This window comes from Bacillus sp. Je.9.29.b, from assembly GCF_051129925.1.
Taxonomy (GTDB): domain Bacteria; phylum Bacillota; class Bacilli; order Bacillales; family Bacillaceae; genus Bacillus; species Bacillus safensis.
Genome location: NZ_JBCPSO010000001.1, coordinates 550542 through 563989 on the forward strand (window position 1 = coordinate 550542; position 13448 = coordinate 563989).

At 41.0% G+C, this 13448-nt stretch carries 10 protein-coding genes; all 10 read left to right on the forward strand.

Annotated elements, in window-relative coordinates; translation table 11 throughout:
• Positions 1–25 precede the first annotated feature (25 nt).
• Positions 26–1126, forward strand: a complete 1101-nt coding sequence (spoVE, locus tag AAZR19_RS02915) for a stage V sporulation protein E (protein WP_003212197.1) — start codon at positions 26–28, stop codon at positions 1124–1126.
• A 198-nt stretch (positions 1127–1324) separates the two neighbouring features.
• Positions 1325–2419, forward strand: a complete 1095-nt coding sequence (gene murG, locus AAZR19_RS02920) for an undecaprenyldiphospho-muramoylpentapeptide beta-N-acetylglucosaminyltransferase (RefSeq protein ID WP_075622993.1) — start codon at positions 1325–1327, stop codon at positions 2417–2419.
• A 31-nt stretch (positions 2420–2450) separates the two neighbouring features.
• The gene (gene murB, locus AAZR19_RS02925; RefSeq protein ID WP_076839522.1) at positions 2451–3362 is read left to right on the forward strand and encodes a UDP-N-acetylmuramate dehydrogenase; all 912 of its coding nucleotides are present in this window, start codon (positions 2451–2453) and stop codon (positions 3360–3362) included.
• A gap of 125 nt (positions 3363–3487) precedes the next feature.
• Positions 3488–4267 carry a cell division protein FtsQ/DivIB gene (locus tag AAZR19_RS02930; RefSeq protein ID WP_076839523.1) on the forward strand — a complete coding sequence of 260 codons (780 nt, stop codon included), beginning with the start codon at positions 3488–3490 and terminating at the stop codon, positions 4265–4267.
• On the forward strand, positions 4264–4953 hold the full coding sequence (locus tag AAZR19_RS02935) for a DUF881 domain-containing protein (protein ID WP_076839525.1): 690 nt from the start codon (positions 4264–4266) through the stop codon (positions 4951–4953). Before AAZR19_RS02930 ends, AAZR19_RS02935 begins: the two co-directional genes overlap by 4 nt.
• Positions 4954–4973: 20 nt before the next feature.
• Positions 4974–5699 (forward strand): DUF881 domain-containing protein, encoded by a 726-nt coding sequence (locus AAZR19_RS02940; protein ID WP_076839526.1) that lies wholly within the window; start codon positions 4974–4976, stop codon positions 5697–5699.
• Positions 5699–6067 (forward strand): small basic family protein, encoded by a 369-nt coding sequence (locus AAZR19_RS02945; protein ID WP_003210988.1) that lies wholly within the window; start codon positions 5699–5701, stop codon positions 6065–6067. The genes AAZR19_RS02940 and AAZR19_RS02945 overlap by 1 nt, the downstream gene beginning before the upstream one ends.
• Positions 6068–6226: 159 nt before the next feature.
• Positions 6227–7549 carry a cell division protein FtsA gene (gene ftsA / locus AAZR19_RS02950; RefSeq protein ID WP_041108908.1) on the forward strand — a complete coding sequence of 441 codons (1323 nt, stop codon included), beginning with the start codon at positions 6227–6229 and terminating at the stop codon, positions 7547–7549.
• 33 nt (positions 7550–7582) lie between these two features.
• Positions 7583–8728 (forward strand): cell division protein FtsZ, encoded by a 1146-nt coding sequence (gene ftsZ, locus AAZR19_RS02955; RefSeq protein WP_024426931.1) that lies wholly within the window; start codon positions 7583–7585, stop codon positions 8726–8728.
• A gap of 301 nt (positions 8729–9029) precedes the next feature.
• Positions 9030–13346, forward strand: coding sequence for a S8 family serine peptidase (locus AAZR19_RS02960; protein ID WP_434702261.1), 4317 nt, complete (start codon positions 9030–9032; stop codon positions 13344–13346).
• Positions 13347–13448: the final 102 nt, after the last annotated feature.

Consider the following 13448-nt stretch of genomic DNA (forward strand, 5'->3'; position numbering starts at 1 on the left):
AAATTATGCTTGGGGTGTCGGTCTCTTGACGAATAAGAAAACTTCTCCGGACTTTTTGCTTGTTGTCATTACGTTACTTTTATTGACGATTGGTTTAATTATGGTGTACAGCGCTAGTGCTGTGTGGGCATCGTATAAATTTGATGATTCGTTTTATTTTGCAAAAAGACAGCTTTTGTTTGCCGGAATCGGAGTTATCGCGATGTTTTTCATTATGCGAGTCGATTATTGGACGTGGCGGACTTGGTCAAAGATATTGATTGCTGTTTGTTTTCTCCTTTTGCTGCTTGTACTTATTCCTGGTATCGGTATGGAGAGAAATGGATCAAGAAGCTGGATCGGTGTCGGTGCGTTTAGTATTCAGCCCTCTGAATTTATGAAGCTTGCGATGATTGCGTTTCTTGCAAAATTCTTATCTGAAAAACAAAAAAATATCACATCCTTTCGTAAAGGTTTCGCACCAGCATTAGGCATTGTGTTTTCTGCATTTGCCATCATCATGCTGCAGCCAGATTTGGGAACAGGGACGGTAATGGTTGGAACCTGTATTATTATGATATTTGTTTCAGGTGCGAGAATTGCTCACTTTATATTTCTCGGTCTTATAGGGCTCAGCGGATTTGCTGCACTAGTCTTATCAGCGCCCTACCGCATAAAACGAATTACATCGTACTTAAATCCTTGGGAAGATCCACTAGGCAGTGGGTTTCAAATTATTCAATCCTTATACGCTGTTGGTCCAGGCGGTCTGTTCGGAATGGGTCTCGGTCAAAGTAGACAAAAATTCTTTTATTTACCTGAGCCTCAAACAGACTTCATCTTTGCAATATTGTCTGAAGAGCTTGGCTTTATTGGAGGATCACTCATTTTGCTGCTCTTTAGTGTTCTATTATGGAGAGGCATACGAATAGCACTTGGAGCCCCAGACTTATATGGAAGTTTCCTAGCAGTTGGTATTATTTCAATGGTTGCCATTCAAGTGATGATTAATATCGCAGTTGTTACTGGACTTATCCCTGTGACAGGTATCACGCTCCCATTCCTAAGTTATGGCGGCTCATCACTGACATTAATGCTGATGGCAATTGGGGTACTCTTGAATGTAAGCAGGTACGCTAGATATTAATGCTGCTCTAGTTCATGAAACCATGATGACATTTATTTTGCAAAAGTACAAAAAAATGATTTGAAGAGTAGAAATGACAGATTTTGTATTGGAAACATGTTTTTTGACTCTTCTTTACAGGTTTTAACGGAGCCCTGTTGTTTAAAACAGGGTTTATACTTTGTTCAGAGCAGAAAAAAATTGAGGGGAAATGGTATAATGCGTATAGTAATCAGTGGAGGCGGAACAGGCGGACATATTTATCCGGCCTTAGCTTTTATTAAAGAAGTGAAAAGACTGCATCCTGATGTAGAATTTTTATATATTGGTACTGAAAATGGACTTGAAAAGAAAATTGTAGAAAGAGAAAATATCCCTTTCAAGTCCATAGAAATTTCAGGTTTTAAAAGAAAGCTTTCCTTTGATAACGTAAAAACGGTGATGAGATTTCTAAAAGGCGTTCAAAAAAGCAAATCTTACTTAAAGGAATTTAAGCCAGATGCGGTCATTGGAACAGGTGGTTATGTGTGCGGCCCTGTCGTTTATGCAGCTTCTAAGCTGAAAATCCCGACCATTATTCACGAACAGAACAGCCTGCCTGGTATCACAAATAAGTTTCTAGCAAGATATGTTGATAAGGTAGCCATCTGCTTTGAAGAAGCAAAGGCACATTTTCCTTCTGAAAAGGTTGTATTTACGGGAAACCCTAGAGCCTCTGAAGTCGTCTCTATAAAAGAGGGGAAATCTCTGAAGGAGTTTGGGCTGGATGAAACGAAAAAAACGGTTCTTATTTTTGGCGGGAGCCGGGGGGCTGCGCCGATTAATAGAGCAGTCATTGACATGCAAGATGAATTAAAGGCTAAGAACTATCAGCTTTTATATATCACGGGTGAGGTTCATTATGAAAAAGTGCTGAACGAACTAAAAGAAAAAGGTGCAGCACCTAATATGATCACAAAGCCTTTCTTGCATCAAATGCCGGAGTACTTGAAATCGATTGATGTGATTGTTGCAAGAGCCGGTGCCACAACGATTGCTGAAGTGACAGCCCTTGGAATTCCAACTATTTTTATCCCAAGCCCATACGTGACGGCAAATCACCAGGAAATCAATGCAAGATCACTAGAAAAGCATGACGCTGCAATCGTTTTAAGAGAATCAGAGCTTTCTGGAGAAAGCCTCCTTCATGCCATTGATGAAATTGCTGGTCATGAAGAAAAATTAAACGAAATGAGCCGATTAACAAAAGAACTTGGAGTACCAGATGCGGCTGGACGTTTATATAATGTATTAAAAGAAATTACGACTACATGATGGAATGATATTAGGTAAGGCGGAGGGTAATATGGAGAACTTGAAGAATGAATTATTAGAAGCGCAAGTCGGTAAAGTGCTTGAAAATGAGCCGCTTGCAAATCATACGACAATGAAAATAGGCGGGCCGGCAGATCTATTGATCGTTCCTAAAGATATCGATTCAGTTAAAACGATCATGGATCAGATAAAAAAACACCACGCGGAGTGGACGGTTATTGGAAGAGGGTCAAATTTACTCGTACTTGATAAAGGAATACGTGGTGTTGTTCTGAAGTTAGGCGCTGGACTTGATCACTTAACTGTAAATGATGAAGAAATTACAGTTGGCGGCGGCTATTCTGTTGTAAGGCTTGCAACGTCTCTTAGTAAGCAGGGTCTTTCAGGGCTGGAATTTGCAGCTGGTATTCCAGGGTCTATTGGCGGCGCTGTTTATATGAACGCAGGTGCGCACGGATCTGATATCAGTAAGATTCTTGTGAAAGCAAGAATCTTATTTGAAGATGGAAGCATCGAGTGGCTAACAAATGAGCAGATGAACTTTAGCTACAGAACGTCTGTCCTTCAAAAGGAACGACCAGGCATTGTTCTCGAGGCCGTGTTTAAGCTCAAACAGGATGATCGAGAGAAAATCACAAAGAAAATGCAGCAAAATAAAGACTATCGTAAGGAAACACAGCCTTATAATCGACCATGTGCCGGAAGTATTTTTCGAAATCCGCTGCCTGAATATGCAGGACAGCTTGTAGAAAAAGCGAATTTAAAAGGGTACCAAATTGGCGGAGCAAGAATCTCTGATATGCATGGAAACTTTATTGTGAACGCTGGCGGGGCTACTGCTCAAGACGTGCTGGACTTAATTCAGTACATCCAAAAGAAAATTAAAGATGACTACAATGTAGATATGCATACAGAAGTAGAAATTATCGGTGAAGCAAAGTAAAAGCAAGTTTTATGAATGATGGCATCGCAGGAAAACAAACGGCATTCTTTCATGCCGTTTGTTTTCTCATCAAAAGATGACCCAAAGGTGTGGACAAGCAGCTTTGAATGGGGTGAAGAATATATATGCGGCCTGATCATGAAAATGAAAAGATCGTCAATATAGAAGAACGAATTCCTAAAATTAAAGAACAAAGGAAGCAGAAAGCGAATCGGAGACTAATCTCTTTTATTCTACTGTTTTTTATCATGGTTTTAATCATTATTTATTTGCAGACACCAATCAGTAAAATTTCTTCTTTAACTATTACGGGTAACGAGCATGTCCCTACAAAACAGCTTGTGAAACTTTCCCAGATTAAAGAAGGCGAAACAGAGTTTTGGAATTTAAATAAAGATTTAACAGCAGATCATATTAAACAAAACAAACTGATTAAAAGTGTCAGTATCAAAAAACATTTTCCAAATAAGGTTAGTATTGCTGTCAAAGAATATGCCAATATTGCTTATCTTCAAAAGGGAAATTTATACTATGAGCTTCTTGAAAATGGGACAGCATTACCAGAAGAAGTCACACCAAGTCATGCAGGACCTATTTTTGTTGATTGGGACAATAAAGAGAAGCTGAAGCAAACGGTTAGATCTTTAAATCAGCTGCCAGCCTCTATTCAGGAACTCATCTCAGAAATATATTATGTGCCAACAAGCTCAAACCAGTGGCTCGTTAAATTTTATATGAATGACGGGAACACCGTGATTGCATCAATTAAAACATTCGCTAATAAAATGAAAACCTATCCTGCCATTGTAAAAGAACTTTCGCCATCTGAAAAAGGCACAATCCATATGGAAGTCGCGACGTATTTTGAAGCGTTTAAATCTAAGAAAAAGGAAGATGAACGTTGAGAGGCAAAACAGTTATATTCTCAATTGTCATGCTTGTTCTTGGTTTTCTGATTTCTTTTTCATACCAATATACTAAGCAGCATCAGGCAGATGTCATTCGAACAGAGCAATGGAAAAAAGAATACTCCTTGAAAAGTCAGCTGACAAAGCAAGAAAAGGCGAATCAGAAACTTGAAAAAGAATTATACAGTCTTCAATCACAGGTTCAAGCCACTGAGTACAATTTGAAAAATGAAAAAGAGCAGTATTTTAATGTATTGGAAGATGTTGAGAAATACAGGATGTTTACAGGAGAGATCGGTGTAAAAGGAAAAGGGGTAAAAGTATCCCTTGAAGATGCATCTTATATCCCGAGTGGACAAAATGTCAATAATTACATTGTTCATGAGAGCCACATTTTTCATGTGATAAACGAACTGTTTATATCAGGGGCCTCTGCCGTATCTATTAATGGACAGAGAATTACACACCAATCATACATACATTGTAACGGCCCAGTTGTCACAGTTGACGGGGTTCAGCATCCAGCGCCATTTGTTATTTCTGCTATTGGTGATCCGGCTGTGTTAATACCTGCATTAAATATTGCAGGAGGAGTGGTCGATCAGCTGACAAGTGATCACATTTCGATGACGATTGAAAAAAAGGATATTCGTATGAATCCTCTTTTAAAACACAAAGATTAAAAGTGAAAAGGTGAGTGGTGTTGAGGAAAAAGAAGCCTTTACTTAGTTTGACAGCCTTAATGGTGATATTCGGCATCATGGTCTCCATCCAATTTAATTCATTGCAAAAGCCCAAAGTTCGTGATACTCGCGATGTGTGGGAGCTAAGAGAGGATTTATCTGCATCTAAAAGTAAAGAATTGGATTTGCTGAAAGAAATTGATAAATATGATGAAATGCTGAAAAAGTATGGTCATCAAGGAGATCAATCAAAAGAAGCTCAACTAACAAAAACATTAAAAGATTTAAAAGAAAAGGCTGGTTTTACAGAAGTGACAGGGGAGGGAATTGAGGTTGACATCTCTCAGCTTTTCTCCAAGGATCTGACCGGGGAAGAAGTGAAAAATATCCCGCCTGATCTTCTGAAAAAGCTAATCAACGAAGCCAATATGTATGGGGCAAAACATATTTCCATTAATGACCACCGTGTGATTAATACAAGTGTGATTCGAGATATTAATGGCACGACGAAAATGGATGGCTACAGCTTAGATGGTGATGAAGTGACCATCAAGATGATCAGCGACCAGGCCGACAAATTATACAGCCGTTTAAATGTATCAGATATTGGTGATTTATTTGCTCAGGAAAATTTCGGCTTAAGTATTAGCCAGCCGAAGCCGCAAATTCAATTAAAAGCATATGACGGTGCGATTCAGTTAAACGAGTTGAAGCCTCTTGACGATGTAAAGGAGGGAAAATCTTAATGTGGCTTCCTGTACTTGGCTTAATCATAGGAGTTGCGATCGGTTTCTTAACAAATTTTACGATACCGAATGAGTATTCTAATTATCTTTCCCTCGCTGTACTTGCTGCACTTGATACATTGATTGGTGGAATCAGGGCACATCTGCAAGGGGCATACGATGAACTAGTGTTTGTATCAGGCTTTTTCTTTAATATTATACTTGCAATAAGTTTAGCTTTTCTGGGCGTCCATCTTGGTGTAGACTTGTATTTAGTCGGAATGTTTGCTTTCGGCGTTAGATTGTTTCAAAATATAGCAGTTATTCGAAGAATTCTACTAACAAAATGGACAATTTCTAGAGAAAAAAAGAAAAAAAGTGAGTCATAAAAAAGGATATACATATGATGTAACGAATATTTTCAGTAATCCTAATAAAAAATGTTGATTTTTTAAGTTTTGTTACACACTTGTAAAAACACATTCATTGTATTGTTGTTCAGCAAATAATAGAATAGAAAGTATTGATATGTGAGGAGGTGCCATAGAATGAACAACAATGAAATTTACGTCAGCCTTGACATCGGTACATCCAATATTAAAGTCATCGTCGGAGAAATGGCGGATGATTCGCTTAACATTATAGGTGTTGGAAATGTCCCTTCAGAAGGGTTAAAAAAAGGATCGATTGTTGATATAGATGAGACAGTTCATTCTATTAGACAAGCATTTGAACAGGCTGAAAGAATGGTAGGTTTTCCATTACAAAAGGCGATTGTCGGAATTAACGGAAACCACATTCATGTTCAGAATACGAGCGGCGTGGTCGCAGTATCTAGTGAAAACAAAGAAATACATGCTGAAGATGTGAGACGTGTCTTAGATGCTGCACAGGTAGTATCTATTCCTCAAGAACATCTCGTCGTAGACGTCATCCCGAGACAATTTATCGTCGACGGAAGAGATGAGATCACTGATCCGAAAAAAATGCTTGGTGTTCGGCTAGAGGTGGATGGATCGTTAATTACAGGTTCTAAAACGATTCTACATAACTGGCTCCGATGTGTAGAGAGAGCTGGAATTGAAATTATGGATATTTGCTTGCAGCCGCTCGCATCGGGCTCGGCAGCATTATCGAAAGATGAAAAAAATCTAGGGGTAGCTCTCGTCGATATTGGCGGCGGATCTACAACGATTTCCGTATTTGAAAACGGGCATCTCTATTCTACTCACAGTATCCCTTTGGGCGGAGAGAACATTACAAAAGATTTGTCTATAGGACTTAGAACTTCTACTGAAGAAGCTGAACGAATCAAAAAACAATTTGGACATGCGTTTTATGATGAGGCATCGTCTGAGGAAACATTTGAAGTTTCTGTCATCGGTACCGACCAGAAACAGACGTATACACAGCTTGAAGCGGCTAATATCATCGAAGCTCGGCTGGAAGAAATCTTGCTCTTTGTGGCAGAGGAATTAAGAAATATGGGTGTCCATGATTTGCCTGGCGGATTCGTTCTAACAGGTGGACAGGCAGCTATACCAGGTATCCTTTCTCTTGCACAAACGGTCTTGCAAAACAATGTTAGAATTGCAAGTCCGAATTATATTGGGGTGAGAGAACCTCAGTATATGACAGGAGTGGGTCTGATCCACTTTGCTTATCGCAATGCAAAGATTCAGGGCAGACAAGTTGGATTCCAAATGCCGGATGAGGCGTTTCATGAAGTAGGCGCATCCATGGAGCCGGTTTCTTCTGCACCACAAGTGAAAGAAGCGCAGCCAAGACCGAAAGTAAAACAAAAAGCACAAGAAGAGACAAATAAAAAACCGGGCAAAATGAAAAAACTATTTAATATGTTCTGGGAATAGAATTAGATTTTCGACGGATTAGGAGGATTCAGCATGTTGGAGTTTGAAACAAATATAGACGGCCTAGCATCAATTAAAGTAATCGGAGTAGGTGGAGGCGGAAATAACGCTGTCAACCGAATGATCGAAAATGACGTACAAGGTGTCGATTTCATTGCAGTCAACACAGATGCACAGGCGTTAAATCTATCAAAAGCAGAAACGAAAATGCAAATCGGTGCTAAGCTGACAAGAGGGCTTGGAGCAGGTGCGAATCCTGAAGTCGGTAAAAAAGCTGCTGAGGAAAGCAAAGAACAGATTGAAGAAGTATTAAAAGGCGCAGACATGGTCTTTGTTACTGCCGGTATGGGCGGTGGAACTGGTACGGGTGCTGCACCTGTCATTGCAAAAATCGCAAAAGATTCTGGTGCATTGACAGTTGGAGTCGTGACTCGTCCTTTCACATTTGAAGGAAGAAAGCGTCAGCTTCAAGCAGTCGAAGGAATTGCTTCTATGAAGGAAGCAGTTGACACATTAATCGTCATTCCAAACGACCGCTTGCTTGAAATTGTTGATAAAAACACGCCAATGCTTGAAGCATTCCGTGCAGCAGATAACGTGCTACGACAAGGTGTTCAAGGGATCTCAGATCTTATTGCTACACCAGGTTTAATCAACCTTGACTTTGCTGACGTGAAAACGATCATGTCCAATAAAGGTTCTGCTCTTATGGGTATCGGTGTTGCGACTGGTGAAAATCGTGCCGCCGAAGCTGCGAAGAAAGCTATTTCTTCGCCACTTCTGGAAACGGCAATCGACGGTGCACAAGGTGTCATCATGAATATTACTGGTGGTACGAACCTAAGTCTTTATGAGGTACAAGAAGCAGCGGACATTGTGGCTTCTGCATCTGATGAAGATGTAAACATGATTTTCGGTTCTGTCATCAATGATAACTTGAAGGATGAAATTGTGGTAACCGTGATCGCAACTGGATTTATTGAGCAAGAGCCAGAGGTGTCAAAACCACAAAGAAATCCATTAGGGCAAGGATTAAAGCAAAATCAATCCATTCCTCAAAAACGTGAAGTAAAGCGTGAGGAACATCAGCAGTCATCATCTCAGCCGAGACAAAATACACAATCAAGCGATGATACGCTGGATATCCCAACGTTCTTGCGCAACCGTAATAAACGTTAATCGAGTATCACTCATCCCCTTCCACCGGAAGGGGATTTTTCATGTCTAATATATAAAGAAACCCGTATCACTACTAATCAAAAAGTCTTAAATCTGTCTTGGTTACTTTATCCAACATATGCATTTCGACTTAGAGTGATTAAGTAAAAAGAATCATTTTTAAATCCTATTACAAAAAGCGACAAAATGATGAACTTTATTTGACTACATTAAATAGAACACCATGAATCTTGTCATGAACAAAGGAAAGGGAGGAGTTAAACCCATACACTGTTTGACCATTTGAGGAGGAGGGATTTGATTGAAAGTGAAGTTACGCAAAACCGCCGGCTATCGTTTGATGAGTCTTTTGGTGATTGGTACTTTAACGATGACAAGCTTTGGGATCGTTCAAGCAAAATCGACTTCTACCTCATATCAAGAGGAAGCTGTTTCCTCCAAGAAAACAAAAGCAAAGATCTCATCTAGATTAATGAAACAGTTTCAACAAGAAGACAAGGTGACCTTTTTAGTCAAAATGAAGGAACAAACCAATGTCAAAAAAGTGGCGAAGGATGCTGTGTCAATGGCCAAAAAACAGAAGTTAACAGCTGCTAAAACGCAGTACACAAAAAGATCAGCTGTCGTATCAGAACTAAGAGCGACGTCTGAAGAGACGCAGGAAGCGCTGCTTGCTTATTTACAAAAGGCACAAAAGAAAAAGCAAGTGAAGGATATTCATTCGTACTATATTGTGAATGGTCTCGCTGTGACGGGAACGAAAGAAGTCATGGAAAAGGTGGCTTCCTTCCCAGAAGTAGATCAAGTGCTGCCAAATGAAATCCGTCAAATCCATCGTCCTGTTGATTTGAAGACTTCAAAGAAAAACAAACAAATCAAAGCAGCAGATGGAATCGAGTGGAACATTTCTCAAGTTCATGCCCCAGAAGCGTGGGCTTTAGGCTATGACGGAACTGGTACCGTTGTGGCAAGTATTGATACAGGTGTGGAATGGGATCATCCTGCATTAAAAGAAAAATACCGCGGATTTGACCCTGCACGTCCGAATGAACCCTCTCATGAATACAATTGGTACGATGCAACGACAGGTTCTAAAGCGCCATACGATGATTTAGAGCATGGTACACATGTAACGGGAACGATGGTTGGCTCTGAGCCAAATGGAGAGAATCAAATTGGAGTCGCACCAGGTGCAAAATGGATCGCGGTGAAAGCTTTCTCAGAAGATGGTGGATCAGATGCTGATCTGCTTGAGGCAGGTGAATGGATTTTAGCTCCAAAAGATGAAAACGGAACCCCTCATCCAGAAAAGGCGCCAGATGTGGTCAATAATTCTTGGGGCGGTGGGCCAGGTCTTGATGATTGGTATAAAGATGTGGTCAATGCTTGGAGAGCTGCGGACATCTTCCCAGAGTTTTCAGCTGGTAATACGGATTTATTTAACCCTGGCGGTGAGGGATCTATTGCAAATCCTGCGAACTATCCCGAAGCCTTTGCGACGGGTGCAACAGATCAAAACAACAAACTGGGTTCTTTCTCTTTGCAAGGTCCCTCTCCATATGGGGTCATGAAACCAGATATTGCGGCCCCAGGGGTAAATATTCGTTCTTCTATTCCTGGGAAAGGGTATGAGGATGGCTGGAATGGAACCTCGATGGCAGGTCCGCATGTTTCAGCTGTTGTGGCTCTTCTGCGCCAAGTACAGTCAGATCTGTCTGTTGAAGAGATCGAAGAAATTCTCATTGATACTGCAAAACCGCTGACAGATCAGCAATTCCCGGAATCCCCTAACAATGGCTATGGGGCAGGATTAGTTGATGCAAAAGAAGCCATCACAGCATTAACAGATGGAATTGGCAAGATTGAAGGACAGGTAACAAAAGAGGGAGAAGATACAGAACCACCTGTTTTTTCTCATAAAGGACCGAATGAAATTTTTGCCTCTACACCAACACCTCTAAGTATTACAGCAGAAGATGAAGTAGCGGTGACAAATGTCTCCTTGAGCTATCAAGTGGATCAAGGGAAAAGGGAGACGCTGCAAGCAAAACGAACGGATGGAAATCATTTAAAAGGGATATATGTTGTCCAGCTCCCAGAACTTGAGGGAGAAAACGTCACGTACCGATGGATTGTGAAAGATTTTGGAGAAAATGAAGCTGCATCAGAACCGTATACGCTTCCGATTAAAACATCCATCACGACTGGCTACTCGCAAGATTTTGAAGCTTGGCCAAGTGGATGGTTCAGTGGTGGAACAAAAGATCCTTGGCAGTGGGGGAAGCCGACCACAGGTCCGAAACAGGCCTTTACTGGAGATCATGTCTACGCCACAAACCTAGACAGTCCTTATGAAAATCAAACAGATGCTCATTTATCTATGCCGATGATTGCGGTACCTGAGTCAGGCTCCTCCTTTTTACAATATCAATACTGGCATGACCTTGAAGCAAATTATGACTATGTGCATATGCATGTGCAGCCTGATGGGGAAGATGCTGTCCAAGTGGCAGCCTACACAGGCAAAACAAGTGGATGGACAAAAGGAGAAGTTGATTTATCTGCTTACAAAGGTCAGAACGTGAGAGTTATTTTTCAGATAAGAACGGATGGCAGTGTGACAAAAGACGGTTTTTATTTAGATGATGTGAAAATAACAGATCAAGCCTTGCCTCAAAAGGCAAAGAAACAGCTTGGCGTCATCAAAAAAGAAAAGCCAGCACAGGAGCAGAAGAAACCTGTCGATCCGAAAAGTGCAAAGCCGGCTAAAATAAAAGAAAAACATGTCCAGATGAAAAAGGAAAAAAGCTTAGATGCTCCGTCTATCAAAGCTCTTCCGATGAAGGCAGAAATCAGTGTTCTTGAAAGCGGCAAGTCCACGTACACAGATGAAGCGACAGGGAGATATCAGCTTTCTCATGGTGCAGGGGAATTTACAGTGAAAGCTGAAGCATATGGCTTTGAATCACGCACACAAAAAGTCAATATTTCTGCAAATGATCAAGCAGAGGCAAATTTCTCCCTGCAGCCACTAGAAAAACGAACGATATCTGGCACAATTGTCAATGAAACAACGGGTGAAAAAGTAAAGGATGCTACGGTTTATCTTGTAGAGGATGCGAAAATTGAGCCGGTGAAAACAGATGAATCTGGCGAGTTTTCTCTAGAGGCATTGAGCGGTGTGTATACAGTCAAAGTATTTGCGAAAGGGTTTAAAGGATATTCGTTTACAGCCGATGTGACAGAAAAGCCGCTTGAAAAAGCAATCAAGCTGGAACCTTTCATCGGTTTTGCTGGCGAAATTGGCTACGATGACGGAACACCTGAAAATGCGCGGGCGTTCTATGATCCTGGTAATGGCTGGGCGGTGAAATTTTCATTAGAAAAAGGGAAGAAACTAGCGCAGGTCACAGGGGGGCTATTCCGTTTCTGGACAACAGAGTGGCCAGCCCCTGGCGGGAATGAATTTGCGGTTGAAGTGTATGATGCTTCTGGGAAGGACGGCGCTCCAGGTGAAAAAATTGCGGGACCTTTTAAAGCGAATGCGCTGCGTAATGGTGAATGGACAAAAGTAGATTTAGAAGATCAAGCCATTACGGTGGATGGAGATTTCTATCTTGTCTATATTCAAACGAAAAAGAATACGGAATCTCCAGGCCTTGCAACAGATGAAGATGGACCAAATGCTGAAAGAAGCTGGCAGCTGACAAGCGGTGCCTTTTCTCCTTCCCCAAAAGAAGAGGGAAATTATATGATTCGTGCGCTTGTCCAATATGAAGCAGATGTACCAGAAATAACATCTCCAAAGGCTGGAACGATCACGAACAAAGATGAACTGGAGATTGAAGGTAAAGCCTCTCCAGGGCTTGATGTAGCGATCTATCAAAACGATGAAGAGATTGCCAAAGTGAAAGCAGATCAGTCGGGTGCTTTCAAAGAGAAGGTTACAGTGTCAAGCGGAGAGCATGTATTCACGGCTGCTACTGTTACGGATAAAGGCGCAACGAAAAAATCCAAATCAGTCAAGGTGATCATTGATCAAGCAGCCCCAGTTTTAACGATAGATACACCAAAAAAAGGGGAAAAGTCTAATAAAGAATCACTCACTGTAGAAGGAAAGGTGACGGATGATCATCTTGATCAAGTCACTGTGAATGGAAAAAAAGCAGCAATAAAAGATGGGAAATATTCTGCAAGAATCCTGCTTGAAAACGGGAAAAATACGATCAAAGTAACAGCAAAAGATGCAGCAGGAAACAAAACGACTAAAAAAGTCGATATCGATGTTCAATACGAAGCGCCTGAGATTTCTAAGCTGACACCAGCAGAGAATGTCAATCTATCATCAGGTGAGTCTGTTAAAATTTCATTTAACAGCAGAGAAAAGCTAGACGCAACGTTTGTCATTCACATGCCGCTGACAAACGCGAGATCAAAGCTGCAAAATACAACAGAGCTGCCGCTTCGTGAGGTAGCCGGCGGAACATATGAAGGCTACTGGACAGCTACTTCTACCGCCAAAGCAAAAGGTGCAGTCATTGAAGTGATTGTGCGGGATGATTATGGAAATGTTACTCGACAAAAGGCTCCAGGCACATTAAATATCAATGAAAAATAATCCTTAAAAAAGGCACGACTCCTTGGAGCGTGTCTTTTTTCGTTTCGAATAATTGTTTGTAAGCTTGTCCGGAAGCACACTCTCTTGCTTTGTGCTCTCATT